Origin of the sequence: Citrobacter sp. Cb028 (genome assembly GCF_030336705.1) — a bacterium.
Classification (GTDB): Bacteria; Pseudomonadota; Gammaproteobacteria; order Enterobacterales; family Enterobacteriaceae; genus Citrobacter; species Citrobacter braakii.
The window spans coordinates 1-23567 of the sequence record NZ_JAOWCZ010000023.1 but is presented as its reverse complement, the minus strand read 5'-3'; the positions used below and the strand labels follow the sequence as shown (position 1 = coordinate 23567).

General features: G+C 52.1%; 36 protein-coding genes. 12 read left to right on the top strand and 24 right to left on the bottom strand.

Translation table 11 applies throughout. The features are described from left to right. From rpsE to OGV75_RS01955, 21 genes are all read right to left on the bottom strand, one after another. Nucleotides 1-504 carry a 30S ribosomal protein S5 gene (gene rpsE, locus OGV75_RS02055; protein ID WP_003031131.1) on the bottom strand — a complete coding sequence of 168 codons (504 nt, stop codon included), beginning with the start codon at nucleotides 502-504 and terminating at the stop codon, nucleotides 1-3. A 14-nt stretch (nucleotides 505-518) separates the two neighbouring features. Further along, entirely contained in the window at nucleotides 519-872 is a 354-nt protein-coding gene (gene rplR / locus OGV75_RS02050; protein ID WP_000358960.1) for a 50S ribosomal protein L18, read from the bottom strand. Between the two features lie 9 nt (nucleotides 873-881). Continuing rightward, entirely contained in the window at nucleotides 882-1415 is a 534-nt protein-coding gene (gene rplF / locus OGV75_RS02045) for a 50S ribosomal protein L6 (RefSeq protein ID WP_003031129.1), read from the bottom strand. Between the two features lie 12 nt (nucleotides 1416-1427). Then, on the bottom strand, nucleotides 1428-1820 hold the full coding sequence (rpsH, locus tag OGV75_RS02040) for a 30S ribosomal protein S8 (RefSeq protein ID WP_003031127.1): 393 nt from the start codon (nucleotides 1818-1820) through the stop codon (nucleotides 1428-1430). Between the two features lie 30 nt (nucleotides 1821-1850). Beyond that, nucleotides 1851-2156, bottom strand: a complete 306-nt coding sequence (rpsN, locus tag OGV75_RS02035) for a 30S ribosomal protein S14 (protein WP_003031125.1) — start codon at nucleotides 2154-2156, stop codon at nucleotides 1851-1853. Nucleotides 2157-2170: 14 nt separating this feature from the next. Continuing rightward, nucleotides 2171-2710: a 50S ribosomal protein L5 gene (gene rplE, locus OGV75_RS02030; RefSeq protein ID WP_003031123.1), complete on the bottom strand. Its 540-nt coding sequence runs from the start codon at nucleotides 2708-2710 to the stop codon at nucleotides 2171-2173. 14 nt (nucleotides 2711-2724) lie between these two features. Further along, nucleotides 2725-3039 (bottom strand): 50S ribosomal protein L24, encoded by a 315-nt coding sequence (gene rplX / locus OGV75_RS02025; protein WP_003031122.1) that lies wholly within the window; start codon nucleotides 3037-3039, stop codon nucleotides 2725-2727. Nucleotides 3040-3049: 10 nt separating this feature from the next. Next, complete coding sequence (gene rplN / locus OGV75_RS02020) at nucleotides 3050-3421, bottom strand: 50S ribosomal protein L14 (protein ID WP_000613954.1); 372 nt, start codon at nucleotides 3419-3421, stop codon at nucleotides 3050-3052. Between the two features lie 163 nt (nucleotides 3422-3584). Continuing rightward, complete coding sequence (gene rpsQ / locus OGV75_RS02015) at nucleotides 3585-3839, bottom strand: 30S ribosomal protein S17 (RefSeq protein WP_003031120.1); 255 nt, start codon at nucleotides 3837-3839, stop codon at nucleotides 3585-3587. Further along, on the bottom strand, nucleotides 3839-4030 hold the full coding sequence (gene rpmC / locus OGV75_RS02010; RefSeq protein ID WP_000644742.1) for a 50S ribosomal protein L29: 192 nt from the start codon (nucleotides 4028-4030) through the stop codon (nucleotides 3839-3841). The genes rpsQ and rpmC overlap by 1 nt, the downstream gene beginning before the upstream one ends. Next, complete coding sequence (gene rplP, locus OGV75_RS02005; RefSeq protein ID WP_000941212.1) at nucleotides 4030-4440, bottom strand: 50S ribosomal protein L16; 411 nt, start codon at nucleotides 4438-4440, stop codon at nucleotides 4030-4032. Before rplP ends, rpmC begins: the two co-directional genes overlap by 1 nt. Before the next feature lie 12 nt (nucleotides 4441-4452). Beyond that, nucleotides 4453-5154, bottom strand: coding sequence for a 30S ribosomal protein S3 (gene rpsC / locus OGV75_RS02000; protein WP_000529945.1), 702 nt, complete (start codon nucleotides 5152-5154; stop codon nucleotides 4453-4455). Nucleotides 5155-5171: 17 nt separating this feature from the next. Further along, nucleotides 5172-5504, bottom strand: a complete 333-nt coding sequence (gene rplV, locus OGV75_RS01995; RefSeq protein ID WP_000448832.1) for a 50S ribosomal protein L22 — start codon at nucleotides 5502-5504, stop codon at nucleotides 5172-5174. A 14-nt stretch (nucleotides 5505-5518) separates the two neighbouring features. Further along, nucleotides 5519-5797 carry a 30S ribosomal protein S19 gene (gene rpsS, locus OGV75_RS01990; RefSeq protein ID WP_001138115.1) on the bottom strand — a complete coding sequence of 93 codons (279 nt, stop codon included), beginning with the start codon at nucleotides 5795-5797 and terminating at the stop codon, nucleotides 5519-5521. A gap of 16 nt (nucleotides 5798-5813) precedes the next feature. Continuing rightward, a complete protein-coding gene (gene rplB / locus OGV75_RS01985; protein WP_016154746.1) occupies nucleotides 5814-6635 on the bottom strand; it encodes a 50S ribosomal protein L2 in 822 nt (273 codons plus the stop codon). Between the two features lie 17 nt (nucleotides 6636-6652). After that, on the bottom strand, nucleotides 6653-6955 hold the full coding sequence (gene rplW, locus OGV75_RS01980) for a 50S ribosomal protein L23 (protein WP_000617546.1): 303 nt from the start codon (nucleotides 6953-6955) through the stop codon (nucleotides 6653-6655). Then, on the bottom strand, nucleotides 6952-7557 hold the full coding sequence (gene rplD, locus OGV75_RS01975; RefSeq protein ID WP_003031119.1) for a 50S ribosomal protein L4: 606 nt from the start codon (nucleotides 7555-7557) through the stop codon (nucleotides 6952-6954). The genes rplW and rplD overlap by 4 nt, the downstream gene beginning before the upstream one ends. A gap of 10 nt (nucleotides 7558-7567) precedes the next feature. Beyond that, the gene (rplC, locus tag OGV75_RS01970; RefSeq protein WP_003031117.1) at nucleotides 7568-8197 is read right to left on the bottom strand and encodes a 50S ribosomal protein L3; all 630 of its coding nucleotides are present in this window, start codon (nucleotides 8195-8197) and stop codon (nucleotides 7568-7570) included. Between the two features lie 32 nt (nucleotides 8198-8229). Further along, nucleotides 8230-8541: a 30S ribosomal protein S10 gene (rpsJ, locus tag OGV75_RS01965; RefSeq protein ID WP_001181005.1), complete on the bottom strand. Its 312-nt coding sequence runs from the start codon at nucleotides 8539-8541 to the stop codon at nucleotides 8230-8232. A 206-nt stretch (nucleotides 8542-8747) separates the two neighbouring features. Continuing rightward, nucleotides 8748-9131 (bottom strand): type II secretion system protein GspB, cryptic system variant, encoded by a 384-nt coding sequence (locus tag OGV75_RS01960; RefSeq protein WP_053388935.1) that lies wholly within the window; start codon nucleotides 9129-9131, stop codon nucleotides 8748-8750. Continuing rightward, nucleotides 9131-10645 (bottom strand): peptidoglycan-binding protein, encoded by a 1515-nt coding sequence (locus OGV75_RS01955; protein WP_286480312.1) that lies wholly within the window; start codon nucleotides 10643-10645, stop codon nucleotides 9131-9133. Before OGV75_RS01955 ends, OGV75_RS01960 begins: the two co-directional genes overlap by 1 nt. A 166-nt stretch (nucleotides 10646-10811) precedes the next feature. On the opposite strand from OGV75_RS01955, the gene gspC reads away from it, so the two are divergent. The 12 genes from gspC to OGV75_RS01895 are packed head-to-tail and all read left to right on the top strand — an operon-like array spanning nucleotide 10812 to nucleotide 21579. After that, on the top strand, nucleotides 10812-11609 hold the full coding sequence (gene gspC, locus OGV75_RS01950; RefSeq protein WP_286480311.1) for a type II secretion system protein GspC: 798 nt from the start codon (nucleotides 10812-10814) through the stop codon (nucleotides 11607-11609). A 17-nt stretch (nucleotides 11610-11626) separates the two neighbouring features. Beyond that, complete coding sequence (gene gspD / locus OGV75_RS01945) at nucleotides 11627-13612, top strand: type II secretion system secretin GspD (protein ID WP_049041697.1); 1986 nt, start codon at nucleotides 11627-11629, stop codon at nucleotides 13610-13612. Between the two features lie 6 nt (nucleotides 13613-13618). Next, nucleotides 13619-15109 (top strand): type II secretion system ATPase GspE, encoded by a 1491-nt coding sequence (gene gspE / locus OGV75_RS01940; protein WP_286480310.1) that lies wholly within the window; start codon nucleotides 13619-13621, stop codon nucleotides 15107-15109. Continuing rightward, on the top strand, nucleotides 15106-16317 hold the full coding sequence (gene gspF, locus OGV75_RS01935; RefSeq protein ID WP_131380208.1) for a type II secretion system inner membrane protein GspF: 1212 nt from the start codon (nucleotides 15106-15108) through the stop codon (nucleotides 16315-16317). Before gspE ends, gspF begins: the two co-directional genes overlap by 4 nt. A 9-nt stretch (nucleotides 16318-16326) precedes the next feature. Next, nucleotides 16327-16764, top strand: coding sequence for a type II secretion system major pseudopilin GspG (gene gspG, locus OGV75_RS01930; RefSeq protein ID WP_016154753.1), 438 nt, complete (start codon nucleotides 16327-16329; stop codon nucleotides 16762-16764). A 5-nt stretch (nucleotides 16765-16769) separates the two neighbouring features. Next, entirely contained in the window at nucleotides 16770-17261 is a 492-nt protein-coding gene (gspH, locus tag OGV75_RS01925; protein ID WP_047358910.1) for a type II secretion system minor pseudopilin GspH, read from the top strand. Continuing rightward, nucleotides 17258-17644, top strand: coding sequence for a type II secretion system minor pseudopilin GspI (gene gspI, locus OGV75_RS01920; RefSeq protein WP_016154755.1), 387 nt, complete (start codon nucleotides 17258-17260; stop codon nucleotides 17642-17644). Before gspH ends, gspI begins: the two co-directional genes overlap by 4 nt. Continuing rightward, nucleotides 17628-18200: a type II secretion system protein GspJ gene (locus OGV75_RS01915; RefSeq protein ID WP_286480309.1), complete on the top strand. Its 573-nt coding sequence runs from the start codon at nucleotides 17628-17630 to the stop codon at nucleotides 18198-18200. Before gspI ends, OGV75_RS01915 begins: the two co-directional genes overlap by 17 nt. Then, on the top strand, nucleotides 18197-19183 hold the full coding sequence (gene gspK, locus OGV75_RS01910) for a type II secretion system minor pseudopilin GspK (protein WP_286480308.1): 987 nt from the start codon (nucleotides 18197-18199) through the stop codon (nucleotides 19181-19183). Before OGV75_RS01915 ends, gspK begins: the two co-directional genes overlap by 4 nt. A gap of 10 nt (nucleotides 19184-19193) precedes the next feature. Next, nucleotides 19194-20339 carry a type II secretion system protein GspL gene (gene gspL / locus OGV75_RS01905; protein ID WP_131405407.1) on the top strand — a complete coding sequence of 382 codons (1146 nt, stop codon included), beginning with the start codon at nucleotides 19194-19196 and terminating at the stop codon, nucleotides 20337-20339. Further along, nucleotides 20336-20803, top strand: coding sequence for a type II secretion system protein M (locus OGV75_RS01900; RefSeq protein ID WP_046274617.1), 468 nt, complete (start codon nucleotides 20336-20338; stop codon nucleotides 20801-20803). Before gspL ends, OGV75_RS01900 begins: the two co-directional genes overlap by 4 nt. Next, on the top strand, nucleotides 20800-21579 hold the full coding sequence (locus tag OGV75_RS01895; protein WP_286480306.1) for a prepilin peptidase: 780 nt from the start codon (nucleotides 20800-20802) through the stop codon (nucleotides 21577-21579). Before OGV75_RS01900 ends, OGV75_RS01895 begins: the two co-directional genes overlap by 4 nt. A gap of 37 nt (nucleotides 21580-21616) precedes the next feature. On the opposite strand, the gene bfr is transcribed toward OGV75_RS01895, so the two are convergent. From bfr to tuf, 3 genes are all read right to left on the bottom strand, one after another. Then, entirely contained in the window at nucleotides 21617-22090 is a 474-nt protein-coding gene (gene bfr / locus OGV75_RS01890; protein ID WP_016154761.1) for a bacterioferritin, read from the bottom strand. A 71-nt stretch (nucleotides 22091-22161) separates the two neighbouring features. Then, nucleotides 22162-22356, bottom strand: coding sequence for a bacterioferritin-associated ferredoxin (gene bfd / locus OGV75_RS01885; protein WP_003031111.1), 195 nt, complete (start codon nucleotides 22354-22356; stop codon nucleotides 22162-22164). A gap of 185 nt (nucleotides 22357-22541) precedes the next feature. Further along, the coding region (tuf, locus tag OGV75_RS01880) for an elongation factor Tu (protein ID WP_189624548.1) at nucleotides 22542-23567 on the bottom strand (1026 nt) is incomplete at its 5' end.

The window sequence follows — 23567 nt, the reverse complement described above, 5'->3', positions numbered from 1 at the left end:
TTATTTCCCCAGAATTTCTTCAACGGATTTACCACGCTTGGCAGCGACCATTTCCGGAGATTTCATATTTTCCAGGCCATCGATAGTTGCACGAACCACGTTAATCGGGTTAGTAGAACCATACGCTTTAGCCAGAACGTTACGAACTCCAGCGACTTCCAGAACGGCGCGCATTGCACCACCGGCGATGATACCGGTACCTTCGGAAGCCGGCTGCATGAATACACGAGAACCCGTGTGAGTACCCTTAACCGGGTGCTGCAGGGTGCCGTGGTTCAGCGCGACGTTAATCATATTGCGACGGGCTTTTTCCATCGCTTTCTGGATCGCTGCTGGAACTTCACGCGCTTTACCGTAACCAAAACCAACGCGACCGTTACCATCACCAACTACAGTCAGAGCTGTGAAGGAGAAAATACGACCACCTTTAACGGTTTTAGATACGCGGTTAACCGCGATCAGCTTTTCCTGCAGTTCGCCAGCTTGTTTTTCGATGTGAGCCATCTTACACCTCTACCTTAGAACTGAAGGCCAGCTTCACGGGCAGCATCTGCCAGTGCCTGGACACGACCATGATATTGGAACCCGGAACGGTCAAAAGAAACATCTTTGATGCCTTTTTCCAGAGCGCGTTCAGCAACAGCTTTACCTACAGCTGCAGCAGCGTCTTTGTTACCGGTGTACTTCAATTGTTCAGCGATAGCTTTTTCTACAGTAGAAGCAGCTACCAGAACTTCAGAACCGTTCGGTGCAATTACCTGTGCGTAAATATGACGCGGGGTACGATGTACCACCAGGCGAGTTGCGCCCAGCTCCTGGAGCTTGCGGCGTGCGCGGGTCGCACGACGGATACGAGCAGATTTCTTATCCATAGTGTTACCTTACTTCTTCTTAGCCTCTTTGGTACGCACGACTTCGTCGGCGTAACGAACACCCTTGCCTTTATAAGGCTCAGGACGACGGTAGGCGCGCAGATCTGCTGCAACCTGACCGATCAGCTGTTTATCAGCGCCTTTCAGCACGATTTCAGTCTGAGACGGACATTCTGCAGTAATACCCGCAGGCAGCTGATGGTCAACAGGGTGAGAGAAACCTAAAGCCAGGTTTACTACATTCCCTTTAACCGCTGCACGATAACCTACACCAACCAGCTGTAGCTTCTTAGTGAAGCCTTCGGTAACACCGACAACCATTGCATTCAGCAGGGCACGCGCGGTACCAGCCTGAGCCCATCCATCTGCGTAACCATCACGCGGACCGAAGGTCAGTGCATTATCTGCATGATTTACTGCAACAGCATCGTTGAGAGTACGAGTCAGCTCGCCGTTTTTACCTTTGATCGTAATAACCTGACCGTTGATTTTTACATCAACGCCGGCAGGAATAACGACCGGTGCTTTAGCAACACGAGACATTTTTTCCTCCGATTAGGCTACGTAGCAGATAATTTCGCCACCAAGACCAGCCTGGCGCGCTGCACGATCAGTCATAACACCTTTAGAGGTAGAAACAACTGCGATACCCATGCCAGCCATAACTTTCGGCAGCTCGTCTTTACGCTTATAAATGCGCAGACCTGGGCGACTGACACGCTGAATGCTTTCTACAACAGCTTTACCCTGGAAATACTTAAGAGTAAGTTCCAGTTCCGGCTTGGTGTCGCCTTCAACTTTAAAATCTTCAATAAAACCTTCTTCCTTCAGCACGTTGGCAATTGCCACTTTCAGCTTGGAGGAAGGCATGGTGACCGCAGCTTTATTCGCGGCCTGACCGTTACGGATACGGGTCAGCATATCCGCGATCGGATCTTGCATGCTCATCTGTCTTTACTCCCGTGATTCAATTGGTAATTACCAGCTAGCCTTTTTCAAGCCTGGTACTTCACCGCGCATAGCGGCTTCACGCAGTTTGATACGGCTCAACCCGAACTTGCCCACATAGCCATGCGGACGACCTGTTTGACGGCAGCGGTTACGCTGACGGGACGGGCTGGAATCACGCGGCAGAGACTGCAGCTTGAGAACTGCGTTCCAACGATCTTCGTCGGTCGCGTTCACATCAGAGATAATAGCTTTCAGTTCAGCGCGTTTTGCGAAGTACTTATCAGCTAAAGCTACGCGCTTTACTTCGCGTGCTTTCATTGATTGCTTAGCCATTCAGTAACCCTACCTTACTTGCGGAACGGGAAGTCAAAGGCAGCCAGCAGAGCACGGCCTTCTTCATCAGATTTCGCAGTAGTGGTAATGGTAATATCCAAACCACGCACGCGGTCGACTTTATCGTAGTCGATTTCTGGGAAGATGATCTGCTCACGGACACCCATGCTGTAGTTACCACGACCGTCGAAAGACTTAGCGGACAAGCCACGGAAGTCACGGATACGTGGAACAGCAATAGTGATCAGGCGCTCAAAGAACTCCCACATGCGTTCGCCACGCAGAGTTACTTTACAGCCGATCGGATAGCCCTGACGGATTTTGAAGCCTGCAACTGATTTGCGTGCTTTGGTGATCAGCGGTTTTTGACCGGAGATTGCTGTCAGGTCAGCTGCTGCATTATCCAGCAGTTTCTTGTCAGCGATCGCTTCACCAACACCCATGTTCAGGGTGATCTTCTCGACCCGAGGGACTTGCATGACAGAATTGTAGTTAAACTCAGTCATGAGTTTAGCGACTACTTCGTCTTTGTAGTAATCATGCAGTTTCGCCATCGTACTACTCCAAATTACTTGATAGTTTCGCTGTTAGATTTAAAGAAACGGACTTTTTTGCCGTCTTCGAATCTAAAGCCTACACGGTCAGCCTTGCCGGTTGCCGCGTTGAAGATAGCAAGGTTAGAGATCTGAATAGCTGCTTCTTTCTCTACAATGCCGCCTGGTTGGTTCAGGGCCGGAACCGGCTTCTGATGTTTCTTAACCAGGTTGATACCTTCAACAATGACCTTGCCGGAAGACAGGACATTCTTAACTTTACCGCGTTTACCTTTATCTTTACCGGTTAACACGATAACTTCGTCATCACGACGGATCTTCGCTGCCATGATTCGCTCCTTAGAGTACTTCTGGTGCCAGAGAGATAATTTTCATGAACTTCTCGTTACGAAGTTCACGAGTTACCGGCCCAAAAATACGCGTACCGATAGGTTGCTCGCTGTTATTGTTTAAAATAACGCATGCATTACCATCGAAGCGAATGACAGAACCGTCCGGGCGACGAACACCCTTCTTGGTGCGCACCACTACCGCCTTCAGCACATCACCTTTTTTGACCTTACCACGCGGAATTGCTTCCTTGATGGTGATCTTGATGATATCGCCGACGCCTGCGTAGCGACGGTGCGAGCCACCCAGAACCTTGATACACATTACGCGACGTGCACCGGAGTTGTCGGCGACGTTCAGCATAGTCTGTTCTTGGATCATTTTAGTGCTCCGCTAATGTCAACTACTACTGAGACCCGAAAATCAGGTCGTTAAAAAAGCCCCATATCGGGGGCGCGGCATTATAACACCGCTTCAACGATATGGGTAGAAAAAATAAACGGCTCATCGCTGAGCCGTTTATTCGTTGAGAATGCCTACTGTATTACAGAACGGCTTTCTCTACAACGCGAACCAGCGTCCAAGACTTGGTCTTGGACAGCGGACGGCATTCGCGGATTTCAACCACGTCACCAGTACCGCATTCGTTGTTCTCGTCATGTACGTGCAGTTTGGTCGTACGCTTAATGAATTTACCGTAGATCGGGTGTTTCACAAAACGTTCGATAGCAACAACGATGGATTTCTCCATTTTATCGCTAACAACGCGACCTTGCAGAGTACGGATTTTATCGGTCATTACGCACCCGCCTTCTCAGTCAGTAAAGTCTTAACGCGTGCGACATCACGACGCACTTGCTTCAACAGGTGAGACTGTTGCAGCTGGCCACTTGCAGCCTGCATACGCAGGTTGAACTGCTCACGCAGCAGATTCAGCAGCTCGGTGTTCAGCTCTTCAACACTCTTCTCACGCAGCTCTTTTGCTTTCATTACATCACCGTCTTAGTTACAAAGGTGGTTTTAATCGGCAGTTTCGCTGCTGCCAGCTTGAATGCTTCACGGGCCAGCTCTTCCGGTACGCCGTCCATTTCATACAGGACTTTACCCGGCTGAATCAAGGCAACCCAATACTCCACGTTACCTTTACCTTTACCCATACGCACTGCCAGCGGCTTTTCAGTGATCGGTTTGTCCGGGAATACACGGATCCAGATCTTACCTTGACGCTTAACTGCACGGGTCATAGCACGACGTGCTGCTTCGATCTGACGGGCAGTCAGACGACCACGGCCAACAGCTTTCAGACCGAAGCTGCCGAAGCTAACATCCGTACCCTGCGCCAGACCGCGGTTACGGCCTTTGTGCATTTTACGGAATTTTGTACGCTTTGGTTGTAACATCAGCGACGCTCCTTATTTACGGCCTTTACGCTGCTGCTTTTTAGGTTGCGCAGCCGGTTTTTCCGGTTGTTCAACAGCAGCCATACCACCCAGGATCTCGCCTTTGAAGATCCACACTTTAACGCCGATTACACCGTAAGTGGTGTGCGCTTCAGAGGTGTTGTAGTCGATGTCAGCACGCAGTGTGTGCAGAGGTACGCGACCTTCGCGGTACCATTCGGTACGTGCGATTTCCGCGCCGCCCAGACGGCCGCTAACTTCAACTTTAATACCTTTAGCGCCCAGACGCATTGCGTTCTGTACAGCACGCTTCATAGCACGACGGAACATAACACGACGTTCCAGCTGAGAAGTGATGCTGTCAGCAACCAATTTTGCATCCAGTTCAGGTTTACGCACTTCGGCGATATTGATCTGAGCAGGAACGCCAGCAATATCCGCTACGACTTTGCGCAGTTTTTCTACGTCTTCACCTTTCTTACCGATAACGATACCCGGGCGAGCGGTGTGAATGGTCACACGGATGCTCTTAGCCGGACGCTCGATAACGATACGAGATACAGACGCTTTAGCCAGTTCCTTAGTCAGGTACTGACGTACTTTAAAATCGCTGTCCAGGTTGTCAGCGAATTCTTTGGTGTTCGCAAACCAGGTTGAGTTCCATGGTTTTACAATACCCAGGCGAATACCATTAGGATGTACTTTCTGACCCATTGCTAGTCTCCAGAGTCTCAGCGATCGGACACAACCACAGTAATGTGGCTGGTGCGCTTCAGGATGCGATCTGCACGACCTTTTGCACGCGGCATAATGCGCTTCATGCTCGGGCCTTCGTCTACGAAAATTTTCGTAACTTTCAGATCGTCAATGTCAGCGCCATCGTTGTGTTCAGCGTTAGCAATGGCAGATTCCAGGACTTTCTTGACCAGTACAGCCGCTTTCTTATTGGTGTAGGTCAGAATATCCAGAGCCTGCGACACTTTCTTACCGCGAATCAGGTCTGCAACAAGGCGAACCTTCTGAGCAGAAGAACGAGCATGGCGATGTTGAGCTAAAGTTTCCATCTCTTCCTCCTACCTTATTTCTTCTTCGCTTTTTTATCAGCAGCATGGCCGCGATAAGTACGAGTCGGTGCGAATTCACCCAGTTTGTGACCGACCATTTCGTCGGAAACAAATACCGGAACGTGCTGACGACCATTATGGACAGCGATGGTCAAACCGATCATGTTAGGAAAGATCGTTGAACGACGGGACCAAGTGCGCAGGGGCTTCTTGTCTCCGCTTTCCACCGCTTTCTCTACCTTCTTCAGCAAGTGCAGGTCAATAAAAGGACCTTTCTTGAGAGAACGTGGCATGGCTTATCCTCTAAAATTATTTGCTACGGCGACGTACGATGAATTTATCAGTACGCTTGTTGCTGCGGGTCTTCTTACCTTTGGTCTGAACGCCCCACGGAGTTACCGGGTGCTTACCAAAGTTACGACCTTCACCACCACCATGTGGGTGGTCGACTGGGTTCATCGCAGTACCGCGAACGGTAGGACGAACACCACGCCAGCGTGCAGCACCTGCTTTACCCAGAACGCGCAGCATATGCTCAGCATTGCCAACTTCGCCCAGAGTTGCACGGCAGTCTGCTTCGACTTTACGCATTTCACCAGAACGCAGACGCAGGGTGACATAAGCACCATCACGAGCAACGATCTGAACGTAAGTACCAGCGGAACGTGCCAGCTGACCGCCTTTACCTGGTTTCATTTCTACGTTATGAACGGTAGAACCAACCGGGATATTGCGCATCGGCAGGGTGTTACCTGCTTTGATTGCAGCATCAACGCCAGATTGAACCTGGTCGCCAGCTTTCAGGCCTTTAGGGGCCAGGATGTAACGGCGTTCACCGTCTTTGTACAGAACCAGCGCGATGTTCGCGGAGCGGTTCGGATCGTACTCAAGACGTTCAACAACTGCCGGGATACCGTCTTTGTTGCGTTTGAAGTCAACAATACGATAAGCCTGCTTGTGACCACCACCGATGTGACGAGTGGTGATGCGGCCATTGTTGTTACGACCACCGGATTTGCTGTTTTTTTCAACCAGCGGAGCAAAAGGTTTGCCCTTGTGCAGCTCTGGGTTGACCACTTTAACAACGTGGCGACGACCCGGAGATGTCGGTTTACATTTAACAACTGCCATTGTATTACTCCTCCGACTTACTCAGCGCCGCCGACGAAGTCCAGATTCTGGCCTTCCTTCAGGGTGACGTAAGCTTTTTTCCAGTCGCTACGACGACCGATACGCTGTCCGTGACGTTTAACTTTCCCTTTAACTACCAGGGTGTTAACGACTTCGACTTCGACTTCAAACAGTTTCTGCACAGCAGCTTTGATTTCTGCTTTGGTCGCGTCTTTAGCAACTTTGAGAACGATGGTGTTAGTTTTTTCCATCGCAGTAGACGCTTTTTCAGAAACGTGCGGTGCGCGCAGCACTTTCAGCAGACGTTCTTCACGAATCATGCCAGCATCTCCTCAACTTGCTTAACAGCATCAGCAGTCATTACGACTTTGTCGAAGGCGATCAGGCTAACCGGGTCGATACCAGTTGCATCGCGTACGTCAACCTTGTGCAGGTTGCGCGCAGCCAGGAACAGGTTTTCGTCCAGCTCACCGGTGATGATCAGCACATCTTCCAGAGCCATGTCTTTCAGTTTCTGTGCCAGCAGCTTAGTTTTAGGCGCTTCTACAGAGAATGATTCGACAACGATCAGACGATCCTGACGTACCAGTTCGGACAGAATGCTTTTCAGCGCGCCGCGGTACATCTTTTTGTTAACTTTTTGACTGTGGTCCTGTGGACGAGCAGCGAAGGTCACGCCACCTGAACGCCAGATCGGGCTCTTGATAGAACCTGAACGCGCACGGCCGGTACCTTTCTGGCGCCACGGCTTTTTGCCTGAACCAGTTACTTCAGCACGAGTCTTCTGAGCACGAGTACCCTGACGAGCACCAGCTGCATAAGCAACAACAACCTGGTGAACCAGCGCTTCGTTGAAATCACGACCGAAGGTAGTTTCGGAAACAGTCAGCGCGCTCTGCGCGTCTTTCAATACTAATTCCATTGCTATCCCCTTACGCCTTCACAGCTGGTTTAACGATCAGGTCGCAACCGGTCGCACCCGGAACACCACCTTTAACCAGCAGCAGGTTGCGCTCAGCGTCAACACGTACTACGTCCAGGCTCTGAACGGTTACACGTTCGTTGCCCAGCTGACCTGCCATTTTCTTGCCTTTGAACACTTTGCCCGGAGTCTGGTTCTGACCGATAGAACCCGGAACGCGGTGGGACAAGGAGTTACCGTGAGTAGCGTCCTGGGTACGGAAGTTCCAGCGCTTAACGGTACCAGCGAAACCTTTACCTTTAGAGGTACCGGTTACGTCAACTTTTTTAACGTCAGCAAACAGTTCAACGCTAATGTTCTGACCAACGGTGTATTCTTCACCATCTGCCAGACGGAACTCCCACAGGCCGCGGCCAGCTTCTACGCCAGCTTTAGCAAAGTGGCCAGCTTCCGGCTTAGTTACGCGGTTAGCTTTTTTAGCACCGGTGGTAACCTGAACAGCGCGATAGCCATCGTTAGCCAGATCTTTAACCTGAGTAACGCGGTTTGCTTCAACTTCGATAACGGTTACTGGGATAGATACGCCATCTTCAGTGAAGATGCGGGTCATACCCACTTTTTTACCGACTAAACCAATCATTGTATCAACCTCTCAATCGCTCGATGACCTGATTAACCCAGGCTGATCTGCACGTCTACACCGGCAGCCAGGTCCAGACGCATCAGAGCATCAACGGTTTTTTCAGTTGGCTCAACGATGTCAACCAGACGCTTGTGAGTACGGATCTCGTACTGATCACGCGCGTCTTTGTTGACGTGCGGGGAGATCAGAACGGTGAAACGCTCTTTGCGGGTCGGCAGCGGGATCGGACCACGAACCTGCGCACCAGTGCGCTTGGCAGTCTCGACGATTTCCGCGGTTGATTGATCTATCAGACGATGATCAAACGCTTTCAAACGGATACGGATTCTTTGGTTCTGCATGAGACCAGAGCTCCAATTATTTTATAGACGAAATAGTTACTCCTCAAACCCATTACGATTGATGGGAGAGTGTAACCGTTCTTACGTAGCCCCCTGATTGGGAGCGTTGTTGACGGTAAACCGCCACAGTTCATATCGAACTACCCGTCAGATTTGACAGGCTGGCGTATTATACGTATAGCCAGTACGGATGCAAGTGATTATGGCTATTTGCCATCGATTTCTCTCAGCGCTTGTTGCACACGTGAGCGCAATACTTCGCCATCCGGCACTTCCTGCTCGGACGCTTCATCATAGGGTATCTCTTCCAACATACTGTCACCCTCTTCGTTCTGGGTGGGTAAATCGATGCGTATCGGCAGAGGCTTCCGCTTAAAAATGTAATGCACATCCGAGAGTCGATACGCCTGAGAATCGGGCACTCCCTGCGTGGCGGTTGTCGGATGGCGCACCAACCAGACATAATGTCCGTAGTAGCCGCACATTAGCATCAGGCTGACCCACAACAGCCAGCAACAGGAACGCAGCGCCTGCCGCCAGCGGCAACTCAACACTGTTTTCGCATCAATGGGTTGATAGATGTGCATCATCACACACGCTCCTTAGATGACACATGTGTGAGCACAGGTGCCGCCTCATTGATTAATACCGGCGCGTCTCCAAGACTCTGACGTAGCCTTATCAGCGTCTCTTTTCCCGGCTTACCATCCACAGGCAAATTCTCCCGCTGCTGGAATGCTTTGACCTTTTCGATTAACCATGGCGTCCATGAGCCTGATTTATCGCCGGGAACACCCAGCGCGCGGCTCAGCATCGTATCAAACCAGATGATGGTTTCCGCCGGACTCTTTTCACCGATCTGCATTTTCCTGTCAGGCGTTAAATTGAGCATCAGGGTATAATTTCCCTGCCAGTGCTTCGCCAGCCACTCCTGACTGATGATCCAGGTTTTATTATCAATGATAAGATCCAGCTCGTTTCCTGATACACGCATCACAACACCGTAGACCGGTTGTTTATCGATATTCAAATGCGCGATCCACGGCAACCCGCGCCTGATGAGGTTATCTAAACGTTCCTTGCCGCTTTCGCACACCAACTCAGCGCGATCGGCCTGGTCACACCATGCCTCGTCATGCGCTGTGTCGAATCCCCAGACGCTGAATAATTGCTGCATGGCGTCGCGTAATCCTCCCCGTGCATCGCTAATATCCGGCAGGTTTTCCTTTTTTTGCGTCATCGCCACCGTTAACCCGGCGGGCACAGGAAGTTGAAGGGGAAAAACATCGACCGCCAGCCAGCCGAACGTCAAAGCCAGCGCAGCGTAAAGTCCGGGCAATATTCCCTTGCGCAATACGCAAGAGCGTAGAGTAAATGTTTCCAGCAACAATTTTTCCTGTTGAGCGGTTAACACATCCGCTTGCCTGTCCGTTGCCATTTTTCTCGCCGCCCGGGCGATGCGCCTCAGCAACGCCAGGTTTCCCTGCACTGCCCGAACCGCTTTGCGCACAAATTCATGACGCATCCGCACAGGCTCGCCATCCGCCTCACACAGTTGCTGTTGATGCATAAAATCAAGATATTCATCGTCCGTCGGCGCAGCGATGATCGCCGATAACGTAACACGCCGTTTAAGTCGTCGGTTACGCCTGAGCGCTTCGCCCCCCACCAGTAGCAAGCTGGCGCCAGCGTCAAATGAAGCCGCCAGATGACGGAAATTATCGACAAATGCCGGAAGATGTCTGGCGAGTGCGTCAGCATTATCAATGACAATTATTATTGGTTGCGCTGCCGGACTAAGGGCAGGCATCAGCGTTGACCAGAAACGGCTAATTCTCACATCTCGCCAATCTGGCTGGAGTTTTCCGTGCGTACACGCCGTGTGTGTCAATTGACAGAAACCAGATAAACCAGTGGCGGTAAACACCACTACCCTGCCGGGAAAATTCTTACCTAACTGATAAATAATCGTCGATTTACCACACCCCGGTTTGCCGCATAATACGCCCACATCGCCCGCGCCCAGCTCATGAATAAAGATATTCTTGATAAGGGTATGTTGCGAAAAAGAGTAAATTGCATACGGTAATTCGCGTTCAGTCATCGATAAGTTCCAGTAATTGATGCGGGTATTTAACTTATTATATGCCAGGTAAATATTATCAATTTTTTATATTTGAATTAAACGACATGTTCCGACGATTAAATTGAAAACCTGAAAGTAAGCCTATATCATGCTTCTCCCGAAAAGAACAGGCATGCTATTAACAATGGATGTTATCGCAAAGCAATTTACCTTTATATTTAAGAGAAAGCGTAACGATGTGCTGTACTGCGTTATGTTTTTTGTCGGTGCCATTGTTATTATTCATTCGTTATATGCCTATAGATTTTTTATTGATTCGACCAATACGAAAAACAAAACCAGTCACTCAATAACGTCCGTTGTCCTCAGGCTGCCAATGAATTTACCGAAAAACAGTAGGGAAAACGCGACTGATAATAAAGAAGATGTTTCAATTAAAAATTCGATGCTCGACCTCCAGCTAAATGGCATTATTGCGAGCACGCTAAAAACACGTTCACAGGCTATTATCACCATTAATAAGAAAGCAAAATTTTACAGTACCGGAGATAAGCTTGACGATCTCCCTGACGTAAAAATTACGGATATTGATAATAATAGCGTGACGATTGATAACAATGGCTCCCGGCAACGCATCGCTTTTATTGATGAGCCTGATATATCCTCCAGGGCACCGGCACCATCGCTGCCACATGACAGCGCGCCAAATTCCCTCAGCGACATCATTATTACTAACTTTATCTATCAGCAGGAAGCGCTACAGGGCGTCAGATTAAACGCCCGTGGTCCGGTTGAACGTTTTATAGCAACCGGACTCAGGCCTGGCGATATTGCGATCAAAATGAACAACCATCCGCTAACTCAGGAAGCGTCAGCAAAAGCGGCACTACAGGAATTTGTAACCTTAAACTCTGCCCAGTTCACCGTAATACGAAACGGTCAGGAAGCGCTGGTGAATGTATCCGTTACTGAGAATGATTAACCTTAAGGACGACAAAATTGCGCAAAGGAATTAAAAAAACGGCTGCATGGATACTGGCGCTACAGTTTTGCTCCTTTCCATTTCAAACCATGTCAGCGCAATATTCGGCAAACTTCCAGGATGCGGATCTCCGGGAGTTTATTACCTCGGTCAGTAAGCAAATGGGCAAAACCATTCTGATCGATCCGTCCGTCCAGGGAAAAATCTCCGTTCGCAGCTTTGACAGTTTCAACGAGGAGGAATACTACCAGTTTTTTCTCAGCGTTCTCGATATCTACGGCTACTCGGTTATCACCCTGGATAACGGCCTGCTGAAGGTTGTTCGCTCCGCAACGCTTAAGACCGCGCCGGGAAAAGTATTGGCACAGTCGCAACCGGCGGTCGGCGATGAATTTATCACCCGCGTCGTGGCGCTGAAAAATGTCCCGGTACGCGATCTGGCTCCGCTATTACGCCAGATGATGGACAGCGGCGGCATTGGCAACGTCGTACACTATGATCCTTCTAATGCGCTGTTGATCACCGGTAAAGCCAATATAGTCAATCGCATCCTTGAGGTTGTGAAACGGGTCGATGTTATCGGTACTCAGGAACGTGAGCTTATCAAACTGCGCTACGCCTCGGCAGTTGATTTATCTGATGTAATTAACAGCCTGATTCGCGAAGAGTCAAAGGAAAACCCAACGCAGATCCTGCTGCCTAAAATTGTCGCCGACAAGCGCACCAACGCCCTTCTTATCAGCGGGCCGGACAATGTGCGCCAGCGGATGAAATCTTTAATCGCTAAACTGGATATCGAACAGACCACGCAGGGCAATACCCGCGTGTTCTATCTGAAATACGCCAAAGCCACTAAAATCGTTGAAGTGCTGACCGGCGTGTCAACCAAACTGACGGAAGACAAGCAGTCGTCTTCGCAGAGCGTGGCTACCCCTTCCCGGGATGTCGCGATTAACGCCGATGAACAAACCAACTCGGTGGTCATTACCGCCGACCAGAGCACCATGCAGGAGCTGGAAAAAGTCATCGCTCGTCTGGATATTCGCCGCGCCCAGGTACTGGTTGAAGCCATCATTGTGGAAGTCCAGGATGGCAACGGTCTGAATCTTGGCGTGCAATGGGCCAACAGCAACGTCGGCGGTCAGCAGTTTACCAAAACGGGGCTGCCGATTTTCGACGCCTCAAGAGGCGCGCGCCAGTTTGATAAAAACGCTTCGATGACCAGCGACAATCCTATCGCCAGCGCGTTAAGCAGTTTTAACGGACTGGCGACGGGCTTCTTTGAGGGGGACTGGAGCGTCTTGCTCACCGCGCTCTCCTCCGACAACAAAAACGATATCCTCGCCACCCCCAGCATTGTGACGCTGGATAACAAAGAAGCGTCGTTTAATGTCGGCCAGGATGTGCCGGTGCTTTCCGGCTCGCAAACGACCTCCGGCGACAACGTCTTTAATACGGTCGAACGTAAAACCGTCGGCACCAAACTGAAGGTCACACCGCAAATCAACGAAGGCGACGCGGTGCTGATGGAGATCGAGCAGGAGGTGTCGAGCGTCGATACCGCTTCCGGTAATGCCAGCGATCTCGGCCCAACGTTCAACACCCGTACTATCCAGAATGCCGTGCTGGTCAAAAGTGGCGAAACCGTGGTACTGGGTGGCCTGCTGGATGATTCAAGCAAAGAGCAGGTTTCCAAAGTACCGCTGCTGGGCGATATCCCTGTTCTCGGACAGCTATTCCGCTACACCTCAACGGAAAATGCGAAGCGTAATTTGATGGTCTTTATCAGGCCGACCATTATTCGCGACGACGAGGTTTATCGTTCGCTCTCAAAGGATAAGTACACCCGATTTCGTGAGTTACAGCAGCAGCGTATTGATAAGCAATCCAGTGGATTGGTCGGCGTGAAGGACGAAGAACGCCCGATGCTTAAAGAGCTGAATTTCGATGTGCCGACCGACGCACCCAACGGCCAGCCATCGCGCAATCCCTTCCGGGAATGATCCAACATGACTGACTTATGGACGCGCATTCCTCCTCAGCATCCTCTGCCGCTTAATTACGCGCTGGGGCAAAAATTTGGTATCGCGGTCGCGGCGGATGAATTGTTCTACCGCACCGACACGCCGCTGGAAAACGTACTGGAGGCCAGCGTTGCCTGCCAGCGCTTTAGCCGCCTGACGCCAGCGCAATTTGACGACCACCTGGAGCAACTTTTCCAGCACGGCGCCGGAGAGTCCCGGCAGATTGCCCAGGATATCGATCAGGAGATCGACCTGACGGCGCTGAGCGAGGAGTTACCCGACAACGCCGATCTGCTCAGTGATGAAAACGACGCACCGGTTATCCGACTGATCAACGCGGTCCTTCATGAAGCCGTGAGGGAAGGCGCGTCGGATGTGCATATCGAAACCTTCGAAAAATCTCTGGTGGTGCGTTTTCGTATCGACGGCGTCCTTAAGCCAGTCCTTCAGCCCGCTAAAAAACTGGCGCCGCTGCTGATTTCGCGTATCAAAGTAATGGCACGACTGGATATTGCCGAAAAACGACTGCCGCAGGATGGGCGTATTTCCCTGCGCCTCGGACGCAAAAATATTGATGTCCGCGTTTCGACGTTACCCTCGCAGTATGGCGAAAGAGCCGTGCTGCGTCTGCTGGATAAAAACAGTCTGCGCCTGACGCTGGAGAATATGGGGCTATCGGCGGTGGATAGCCTGCGGCTGAAGGGTTTAGTACAGCAGCCGCACGGCATCATTCTCGTCACCGGCCCGACGGGGTCGGGAAAAAGCACCACGCTGTATGCGATTCTCACCGAGCTGAATTCCCCCCAGCGTAATATCCTGACCGTCGAAGATCCCATCGAGTACGAGCTGGAAGGCGTCGGACAAACCCAGGTAAACAGCCGGGTGGATATGTCTTTCGCCAGGGGACTGCGCGCCATCCTGCGCCAGGATCCGGACATCGTCATGGTCGGCGAAATTCGTGACGCCGAAACCGCGCAGATAGCGGTTCAGGCATCGCTCACCGGACACCTGGTGCTTTCCACCCTGCACACTAACAGTGCCTGCGGTGCGATCACCCGATTACGGGATATGGGTGTCGAACCTTTCCTGCTCTCATCATCGCTAAGCGGCGTTATCGCCCAACGCCTGGTGCGTCGCCTCTGTCCAGCCTGCCGCGTGCATACTCCCATTCCTGACTCTCAGAAATCCCTCCTGCACGTGCTCGATCCCACCGCTCAGACAATCTGGCAGGCTTGCGGATGCGGCGAATGTCGGGGAACAGGCTATCAGGGGCGACTGGCGATTCATGAAATTATGCTGGTGGATAAAACTATGCGCAGCATCATCCATCGCGACGCCGATGAACACGCCCTGGAACAGTGCCTGCGCCAGCAAAGTCGGAGCCTGCAGGAGAACGGCCTGCTGCGCGTGCTGGCAGGCGAAACCACGCTTGAGGAAGTCATGCGCGTCACCTCTGCGCAAGAGGATACGCGATGAAATATCAGTGGCAGGCAATGGATGACAGCGGCACGACTCACCATGGAACGCTGGATGCCACCAGCAGCAAAGAGGCGCGCGAGGCGCTGCGCGCCCAGGGTCTGCACCCGCTGGTGTTAAATGAGAAAAAGGTCATTTCGCTGTTCCGGACGGTAAAAAAAACGCCTCGTTTACGGCTTAGCGGCAGTGAACTGGCGCTGTTCACCCGCCAGCTCGCCACACTGGCCAACGCTTCGCTACCGCTTGAAGAGGCGCTGTTCGTTATTGGCCGGCAGAACAAAAATAATAAACTGGGGCTGGTGCTACACGACCTGCGCGAACGGATCCTCGCCGGACATACGCTTTCCGAATCGCTGGCCGCCTGGCCGCGGATCTTCGATTCCGTTTACCGCACGCTGGTTAAAGCCGGCGAAAAAAGCGGACAGCTCGGCTGTGTGCTGGAACAGCTGGCTGACTACAATGAGTTACGACAGGCAACACGCAGTAAACTCATCCAGTCACTGATTTATCCTTCCCTGCTGACCAGCGTGGCGCTCGCCGTCGTCGCTATCCTGCTCACCACCGTAGTGCCCAAAATCGTAGAGCAGTTTCTGCATATGAAAGAAGCGCTGCCGATGTCCACGCGCGTGTTGCTGGCAATCAGTGGTGCCATGCGCCACTACGGATTGTGGGTAATCGCATTGCTGCTGATTGCCTGTTTCCTGTTTCGCCACTGGCTCACCCGCCCCGGCAAACGGCATCTGCTTGACCGCTGGCTTCTTGATTTCAAACTCAGTCGCGCCCTGCTGCGCGCTATCCACTGCGCCCGTTATTTGCGCACCCTGAGCATTCTTAATATCAGCGGCGTTCCGCTGCTGGAAGGGATGACGCTGGCAACCGAAGGCATCGGTAACCGAGAAATTAGTCAGCGGCTGGGTCAGGCTGCGGAGCGCGTGCGCCAGGGTTCAGGCTTTCATCTCGCCCTGGAAAAATGCGATCTCTTCCCGCCGATGATGCTCTACATGATTGCCTCCGGGGAAAAAAGCGGCCAGCTCAGCGAGCTAATGGCGCGCGCCGCCGACCAGCAGGAAACACTGCTACAAAACCGCATAGCGCTGACGCTGGCGCTGTTTGAACCCGCGCTGATTATTACGATGGCGATGATTGTGCTGTTCATCATCGTCTCGGTTCTGCAACCCATTTTGCAACTCAACTCATTGGTAAGTTAAGGATAAAACGTGAATAGTGATGCACATAAGCAGCGAGGATTTACGCTGCTGGAGATGATGGTGGTGCTGGTTATTTTGGGCATCCTCGCAAGCCTGGTCGTTCCCAGTTTAATGGGCAATAAAGACAAAGCCGATCACCAGAAAGCCGTCAGCGACATCGTGGCGCTGGAGAATGCGCTGGATATGTACAAACTGGATAACTATCGCTATCCGCTGACGGCGCAGGGGCTAAAGGCGCTGGTCGAAAAACCGACCGCCAGCCCAATCCCGGAAAATTACAACGCGAAGGGATATATCAAGCGTCTGCCACAGGATCCCTGGGGTAATGAGTATCTGCTGGTAAGCCCTGGTGAACACGGCGATTACGATATTCTCTCCGCGGGTCAGGACGGTGAACCCGGCACCGCTGACGACATTACTAACTGGGAACTGGGTAAAGCGAAATAATCGGAATGAGGCAGAAGGGATTCACGCTACTGGAAGTCATTCTGGTGCTGACGATTATCGCGCTTGGCGCCTCGCTGGTGATGATGACCTACGGGCGACAAAATGATACCGCGAAAGCTATTACTGCAGCCGAACAGCTGGCGGCACTGACTGAATATGCCGCTGACTGGTCAACCATGGAGGACCGCAGTACCGGCATCGAGATCCGCGAACAAGGCTGGCGCATCGTCACACCGATTGGCAATCGCTGGCAGACGCCAACACAGTTCTATCGCCTGGCGACCGAGGGCAAGTGGGAAAATGACTGGCAGGTGGCTCTGTTCCCAGCGTCGCTCGCCAGGCAATCCGTCGGCACGCCGCAAATTCTGATTCACCCGGACGGTGAAATTACGCCGTTTACGCTACACATCCGCAGCCGAAAAAATAACAGGCTGCTGTTCACGCTCGCCAGCACCGGCGGGCTGCCGCTGGTGCTCACCCGAGGCGAAAGCCGATGAGCCAAAGGCAATCAGGAATGACGCTTCTGGAAGTGCTGCTGGCGATATTCATTTTCGCCACCTGCTCCCTCGCGCTACTCAACAGCCTGCACGGTCAGGTTAGCGCCACCGCAAAAATGGAAGAACAGGTGCTTGCCGGTTGGGTAGCGGATAATGTGCTCAAAACCTATCAACTGGCCGGGCAGAGCCCCGCTAAAACCGCCACGGGCAGCAGCATAATGGGTAAACGCCGCTGGGCCTGGTCGTTGACAGTCTCACCCGCCGATGCTTCTGGCCTCAGCACCTGGACAGCAGACGTCGCTCTTGAGGACAAACAGCAGATCCGCCTGCAGCGCTTTATCCCCTCGCCGCAAGGAGGACCGCAAAATGTCTCCCCGCCCTGAGAAACAGCGCGGCTTTACCCTGCTGGAAGTTTTACTGGCTATTGCCCTGTTCGCCACGCTCAGCCTGCTGACGGCGCAGATGCTGACGACGACAATTGACAGTAACGAGCAGACCAAAAAGCATCAGCAGCGTTTTTCCGCCATCGTGCGTACCGTCAATTTGCTGGATAAAGATATCCGACAGCGGGTGCCGGTAACCCAATTGCAGGGCGAAAAAGAGACGCTTATGCTGACGACAGCCAGCAGTAACAGTTATCCTGGCGCCTGCTGTGCGCCCGATATCCAGCGAGTTCAGTGGTATCTGCAGGATCATACTTTATACCGCACGCTCTGGCGCTACCCGGAAGATGCAACCGCGGCCATCACTCAGCCGATGCTCAATGGTGTGAACGCCTTCACGTTGCGTTATTACAACAGTAAAGAGAAAGCGTGGACGGACACGGCGACAACCCCATCTCCTGGCGCGATGGAAGTCACTCTTAAACTTGCTGATTCCGGCACGATAACTCGTCTGACGCTCTTGCCAGAGAACCGCCAGCCAGGAGAACAGCAATGACCCGGCAAAAGGGCGTGGCGCTGCTGGTAGTACTGATGATCCTGGCGATTATGGCGGCGCTGGCCAGCGAAATGACCGTGCGCTATCAGATTAACCTCAAGCGCACCAGCTACACCCGGATGCGGCTACAGCAAAACTGGCTGGCAGAGCTGGCTGAAAGCCAGGCCATGCGCATTCTTGAACAGGATCTGCGGGATAATGAGAAATACCTCACTCACGAGCAGCTCTGGGCGCAGCCGCAGCGTATTGAGCTCGCCAGCGGCGATGTTGTTAGCTGGCAGCTATCTGACGAGCAGGCCTGTTACAACATTAATGCGCTGATTAACGTCCCGACCGATCGAATGAAAGAGCCGCCCGCCAGCGTGAGCGTCTTTCTGGCACTGCTGGACAACGTTGGCGTCACCAATGCCCAGGCTGAGGCGCTGGTTGACGCTATCGCCGACTACGTCGATAAAGACGATATTCCACGCGCCTCCGGTGCCGAAAATGAGTATTACCAGACAAGTAATGACCCCCACACCATTGGCGGACGGCGTATCTGGTCAATCAGTGAGCTCAAACAAATCAAAGGCATGACGCTTTCTCTTTACCAGCAAATCTCCCCGCTACTCTGCGCGCTGCCTGATGATGAGCTAAAAATCAACATCAACACCCTGACGCGCCGGGATGCACCGTTGCTTGCGGCGATGCTCAATAATGCTGTCCCGCCACGCGAGATTGAGCGCTTTTTTGATACCCCGCGCAAAGGACGCAAAATCAGCATTGAGACGTTGTTAAAGACATTCGATAAGGATAATCCGGCTCATAAGCTGTCGCAGACCACATTCAAAAGCATTGCGGTGGCGACCAGTCGTTACTTCCGCCTTGAAACGACTATCGAACAGGGCGATAGCGCGGGGAACACCATCAGCCAGCTGGAATACGATCCCAAAAGAAAGGCTCTGTTTATTACAGCCCGCAAAAGCGTGGCGCGCGACCATTAAAGGGAACTAAATGACGCCAGACACATTACTGCTACGTCCGCTGCCGGGAAAACTGGAATGGTGCTGCCCCAACGAGGCACAGCCTCCGGTTATTGTTGAACAGGCGGCTTACCTCCAGCCGAACGCGCTGGCCGACCTGCCGGATGCCGGTAACGCCTGCCTGTTCCTGTCACCTGATTATTTCTGTTTTCGCCGCGTCGAATTACCGACGGAAAACTACAAAATCAGTGAACAAACGCTGGGCTGGCTGGTGGAGGACGCCGTTGTCGGTGATACGGACAGCCTGCACTGGACGGTTCTCGCCAGAGAGGAAAACACGCTCCATCTCGCCGGGATCGCCAGGACCACGCTGAACGAGCTATTGACGACTTTCCGCACAGCTGGCGTGACGTTGACGTATATCGTTCCGGATGGTTTCTGGCTGCCGTATGTCACGGATAGCTGGAGTCTGCTAAAACAAGATGAGCGATGGTTAATCCGTTACGACGCGTGGAAAACAGGCGTGCTGAGTGAAACACTGCTCACGCATTTACTCGCCAGCCATACAGAGCAAAAAATCATCAGCGCCAGCCCGCTTCCTGTGCCTCACGCTCATGTCGAATACCTTGACTGGCAGCCACCGCTGGCGTGTGCCTGCAATAGCGATAATATTCAGGACATTAACGTATTACACGGCAGCTTCCGCCCTTTGCCTCCGACACAACCGACCCCGCGTCTGCTGAAATATGCCGCCATAGCAACATTTGCCCTGGCAATAGCGCTCTTCTCAGGGCTGAAAGGGGTGATGCTCTGGCAGCTTCATCAACAGAAACAGGCACTCTCAGCGGAAGGTGCCACCCTGTGGAACCGCTATTTCCCAGGTGATAACCGCAACAGCAATTTTAAATATTTCTTCGAATCGTCCGCGAGGGATCGCTATCCGGATGTGCTGACGTTACTGACTCAGCTTCAGACCCGATTAAGCACATTGCCGGGGCTTACCATCCGCGAGGTCAACTACCGGCTCGAACAACGCCTTTTTACCCTGACGCTCAACGTTCGCGATCCGGAACATCTTCGCCGCTTTATGGTGCAGACAAACGACGAATTTATCCTGACTCAACCGCCAGAAGGGACGACAGATAGCGTCCGGCTGACCCTGAAGGAGCGCAAATGAATATGAATAGCTGGTGGAGCGAAAAAAACGGCAGAGAGCAACGCAGTCTGATATTCCTCGCCGTTTTCTGTCTGCTGGCGGGATTCTGGTACGGCGTGGTTCAGCCCCTGGATAACGCTATTGCACAGCAGAGGCAGGAAAATGATCGTCTCAGGAGTGAGATCCTGTGGGTAAATGAGGCGATTCAGCGTCGCGGATTAGTTGCCAGTAGACCGGGCACAAAGACCGATCCGGCACTGATACAACATAGCGCGCAGCAGGCAGGTCTGAATATCAGCGTTGTGACATCCACTCCCGATCATTTTGCGATCTCGCTTCCCGTTGTCAAAACCGAACCATTATTTGCGTGGCTTAATACCCTACAAAATGAGGGAATACAGGTTTCGCAACTCACGTTTAGCGCCCGCCCGGTCGCCGGGGAGATTGCGGTGGAAGCCCTTGAACTCTATCCGGTGGGGAAATGACGGAACTCATTAACATTGCAGCAATGGCATTTGTCGGGCTGATAGTCGGCAGCTTTATGAATGTAGTGGTTTATCGACTGCCGATCATGATTGAGCATCGGCACAGCGAAACATGGAATATCGCCTGGCCTCCGTCGCACTGTCCGCACTGCCAGCACAGGCTATCGGTGCGTAACACTATTCCACTATTCAGTTGGCTGTGGCAGCGGGGGCGTTGCCAGGCCTGCGCTAAGCCAATTTCATGGCGTTACCCACTGACTGAACTGGCGTGTTCTTGTGTTTTTGCGCTTAGCGCCGCGTTTGTCCCTTCAATGTCAGATGCGATTGCCATCATGACGCTGTTCTGGTTTATTTTCGCGCTGGCGCAAATTGATCTCCGGACGTACCTGCTGCCGGATGTGCTGACGCAGCCGATGCTCTGGCTCGGTCTGATGTATCACAGCGTTTACGACAGAGAGATGTTATCCTACGCGCTGTACGGCGCTGTCGCTGGCTATCTGACGCTATGGCTGGTCTGGTGGGGATGCAAAATACTCGCGGGAAAAGAGGGCATCGGCCTGGGTGACGCTAAGCTACTGGCGGCGATGGGTGCCTGGTGTGGATGGCCAGCGCTACCGCCCATTTTACTCGCTGCATCATTGCTGGGCATTGTCTGGTGGCTGATCCTACGCCTTACCCGAAGGACGTCGATACCGCTTATCGCGTTCGGTCCGTGGCTTGGACTGGCAGGCTGGTTGATTTTCAGCGCGCAAAGCTCAGGTGTTATCGGGTACTGAAAGGAGCGGCAGGCCTGCCGCTCTGCAAAGTTTGCGTCTACGCTTCGCGAATCTGTGCCTGAAGATAGTTCTGGAGTCCCATCTTCTGGAGCAGATCCAGTTCCGTTTCCAGCCAGTCAATGTGACCTTCTTCATCAGCAAGGATTTCGATCATCATATCCCGGCTAACGTAGTCATGGACGCTGTCGGCATAGGCAATGGCTTCACGTAAATCTTTAGCTCCATCGAGTTCGAGTCGAAGATCGGATTGCAGCATCTCTTCAACATCTTCGCCTATACCCAACTTACCAAGATCCTGTAAGTTTGGGAGCCCTTCTAAGAATAAAATACGCTCGATATATTTATCAGCGTGTTTCATCTCATCGATAGATTCATGGTACTCAACATCATTGAGGCGAGTCAGTCCCCAGTTTTTGAACATACGAGCATGGAGAAAATACTGGTTGATTGCGACAAGCTCATTTCCCAATAGTTTATTGAGATAATTTATGATTTTAACATCACCTTTCATTTTATAGTCCCTCCGCTTCCACTCTTAGAGCGTAGATGGGGCTACAGGGATGTCAAAAAAAAGAGTGTGACTTAGGCGATCTCTTTAAATTCTGGCATTTGCGTTAATTCATCCTGCATGACTTCGCGGGCAGCACGAATGCACTTACCACATTGATTTCCAACAGGAATAAATTTACGCAATTGCTGAAAGGACTGAGGATGAAACTGGCGAACAGCCTGACGTATTTTTTTATCACTTATCGCATTACACAAACAAACGTACATGATCGCTCCCGTTCAATTTCTGCGCAAAGTGTAAATGAGAATAGTTATGATTACAATAGCACAACGCTATTTACGCAGCGGGAGAATGAATGAAAAATGCGAATAAATATGACAACTGCTAAATCGCGGACAGCAAAAAGGGCGCCGAAGCGCCCTTTTTAAGCTCAAAGCTAATTAATCAATAATTAGCTCATTACTTTAGCAACAACGCCCGCACCAACAGTACGGCCGCCTTCACGGATTGCGAAACGCAGACCGTCGTCCATCGCGATTGGGTGGATCAGGGTAACAACCATTTTGATGTTGTCGCCCGGCATTACCATCTCAACGCCTTCCGGCAGTTCGATGGTACCAGTCACGTCAGTAGTACGGAAGTAGAACTGCGGACGGTAGCCTTTGAAGAACGGAGTATGACGGCCGCCTTCATCTTTGGACAGAATGTACACTTCAGATTCGAACTTGGTGTGCGGCTTGATAGAGCCCGGCTTAGCCAGTACCTGACCACGTTCGATTTCTTCACGTTTGATACCACGCAGCAGAACACCAACGTTCTCACCAGCACGGCCTTCGTCCAGCAGTTTGCGGAACATTTCAACGCCAGTACAGGTAGACTTAGCAGTCTCTTTGATACCAACGATTTCAACTTCTTCACCAACTTTGATGATACCGCGCTCTACACGACCGGTAACAACGGTACCACGACCGGAGATGGAGAATACGTCTTCGATAGGCAGCAGGAACGGCTTGTCAATCGCACGCTCTGGTTCTGGGATGTAAGAATCCAGGAAGCCAGCCAGTTCGATGATTTTCGCTTCCCACTCTGCTTCGCCTTCCAGCGCTTTCAGAGCAGAACCACGAACGATCGGAGTGTCGTCGCCCGGGAAATCGTACTGAGACAGAAGTTCACGAACTTCCATTTCTACCAGTTCCAGCAGCTCTTCGTCATCAACCATGTCGCATTTGTTCAGGAACACGATGATGTACGGAACGCCTACCTGACGACCCAGCAGGATGTGCTCACGAGTCTGCGGCATCGGGCCGTCAGTCGCAGCAACAACCAGGATCGCGCCGTCCATCTGCGCAGCACCGGTGATCATGTTTTTAACATAGTCGGCGTGGCCCGGGCAGTCTACGTGTGCGTAGTGGCGAGTCGGGGTGTCATATTCAACGTGAGAAGTGTTGATGGTGATACCACGAGCTTTTTCTTCCGG

What these genes read in the sequence shown, in the direction of transcription:
- rpsE (WP_003031131.1), bottom strand. Translation starts at nt 504, where the DNA reads ATGGCTCACATCGAAAAACAAGCTGGCGAACTGCAGGAAAAGCTGATC.
- rplR (WP_000358960.1), bottom strand. Translation starts at nt 872, where the DNA reads ATGGATAAGAAATCTGCTCGTATCCGTCGTGCGACCCGCGCACGCCGC.
- rplF (WP_003031129.1), bottom strand. Translation starts at nt 1,415, where the DNA reads ATGTCTCGTGTTGCTAAAGCACCGGTCGTTATTCCTGCCGGCGTTGAT.
- rpsH (WP_003031127.1), bottom strand. Translation starts at nt 1,820, where the DNA reads ATGAGCATGCAAGATCCGATCGCGGATATGCTGACCCGTATCCGTAAC.
- rpsN (WP_003031125.1), bottom strand. Translation starts at nt 2,156, where the DNA reads ATGGCTAAGCAATCAATGAAAGCACGCGAAGTAAAGCGCGTAGCTTTA.
- rplE (WP_003031123.1), bottom strand. Translation starts at nt 2,710, where the DNA reads ATGGCGAAACTGCATGATTACTACAAAGACGAAGTAGTCGCTAAACTC.
- rplX (WP_003031122.1), bottom strand. Translation starts at nt 3,039, where the DNA reads ATGGCAGCGAAGATCCGTCGTGATGACGAAGTTATCGTGTTAACCGGT.
- rplN (WP_000613954.1), bottom strand. Translation starts at nt 3,421, where the DNA reads ATGATCCAAGAACAGACTATGCTGAACGTCGCCGACAACTCCGGTGCA.
- rpsQ (WP_003031120.1), bottom strand. Translation starts at nt 3,839, where the DNA reads ATGACCGATAAAATCCGTACTCTGCAAGGTCGCGTTGTTAGCGATAAA.
- rpmC (WP_000644742.1), bottom strand. Translation starts at nt 4,030, where the DNA reads ATGAAAGCAAAAGAGCTGCGTGAGAAGAGTGTTGAAGAGCTGAACACC.
- rplP (WP_000941212.1), bottom strand. Translation starts at nt 4,440, where the DNA reads ATGTTACAACCAAAGCGTACAAAATTCCGTAAAATGCACAAAGGCCGT.
- rpsC (WP_000529945.1), bottom strand. Translation starts at nt 5,154, where the DNA reads ATGGGTCAGAAAGTACATCCTAATGGTATTCGCCTGGGTATTGTAAAA.
- rplV (WP_000448832.1), bottom strand. Translation starts at nt 5,504, where the DNA reads ATGGAAACTTTAGCTCAACATCGCCATGCTCGTTCTTCTGCTCAGAAG.
- rpsS (WP_001138115.1), bottom strand. Translation starts at nt 5,797, where the DNA reads ATGCCACGTTCTCTCAAGAAAGGTCCTTTTATTGACCTGCACTTGCTG.
- rplB (WP_016154746.1), bottom strand. Translation starts at nt 6,635, where the DNA reads ATGGCAGTTGTTAAATGTAAACCGACATCTCCGGGTCGTCGCCACGTT.
- rplW (WP_000617546.1), bottom strand. Translation starts at nt 6,955, where the DNA reads ATGATTCGTGAAGAACGTCTGCTGAAAGTGCTGCGCGCACCGCACGTT.
- rplD (WP_003031119.1), bottom strand. Translation starts at nt 7,557, where the DNA reads ATGGAATTAGTATTGAAAGACGCGCAGAGCGCGCTGACTGTTTCCGAA.
- rplC (WP_003031117.1), bottom strand. Translation starts at nt 8,197, where the DNA reads ATGATTGGTTTAGTCGGTAAAAAAGTGGGTATGACCCGCATCTTCACT.
- rpsJ (WP_001181005.1), bottom strand. Translation starts at nt 8,541, where the DNA reads ATGCAGAACCAAAGAATCCGTATCCGTTTGAAAGCGTTTGATCATCGT.
- OGV75_RS01960 (WP_053388935.1), bottom strand. Translation starts at nt 9,131, where the DNA reads ATGATGCACATCTATCAACCCATTGATGCGAAAACAGTGTTGAGTTGC.
- OGV75_RS01955 (WP_286480312.1), bottom strand. Translation starts at nt 10,645, where the DNA reads ATGACTGAACGCGAATTACCGTATGCAATTTACTCTTTTTCGCAACAT.
- gspC (WP_286480311.1), top strand. Translation starts at nt 10,812, where the DNA reads ATGGATGTTATCGCAAAGCAATTTACCTTTATATTTAAGAGAAAGCGT.
- gspE (WP_286480310.1), top strand. Translation starts at nt 13,619, where the DNA reads ATGACTGACTTATGGACGCGCATTCCTCCTCAGCATCCTCTGCCGCTT.
- gspF (WP_131380208.1), top strand. Translation starts at nt 15,106, where the DNA reads ATGAAATATCAGTGGCAGGCAATGGATGACAGCGGCACGACTCACCAT.
- gspH (WP_047358910.1), top strand. Translation starts at nt 16,770, where the DNA reads ATGAGGCAGAAGGGATTCACGCTACTGGAAGTCATTCTGGTGCTGACG.
- gspI (WP_016154755.1), top strand. Translation starts at nt 17,258, where the DNA reads ATGAGCCAAAGGCAATCAGGAATGACGCTTCTGGAAGTGCTGCTGGCG.
- OGV75_RS01915 (WP_286480309.1), top strand. Translation starts at nt 17,628, where the DNA reads ATGTCTCCCCGCCCTGAGAAACAGCGCGGCTTTACCCTGCTGGAAGTT.
- gspK (WP_286480308.1), top strand. Translation starts at nt 18,197, where the DNA reads ATGACCCGGCAAAAGGGCGTGGCGCTGCTGGTAGTACTGATGATCCTG.
- gspL (WP_131405407.1), top strand. Translation starts at nt 19,194, where the DNA reads ATGACGCCAGACACATTACTGCTACGTCCGCTGCCGGGAAAACTGGAA.
- OGV75_RS01900 (WP_046274617.1), top strand. Translation starts at nt 20,336, where the DNA reads ATGAATATGAATAGCTGGTGGAGCGAAAAAAACGGCAGAGAGCAACGC.
- OGV75_RS01895 (WP_286480306.1), top strand. Translation starts at nt 20,800, where the DNA reads ATGACGGAACTCATTAACATTGCAGCAATGGCATTTGTCGGGCTGATA.
- bfr (WP_016154761.1), bottom strand. Translation starts at nt 22,090, where the DNA reads ATGAAAGGTGATGTTAAAATCATAAATTATCTCAATAAACTATTGGGA.
- bfd (WP_003031111.1), bottom strand. Translation starts at nt 22,356, where the DNA reads ATGTACGTTTGTTTGTGTAATGCGATAAGTGATAAAAAAATACGTCAG.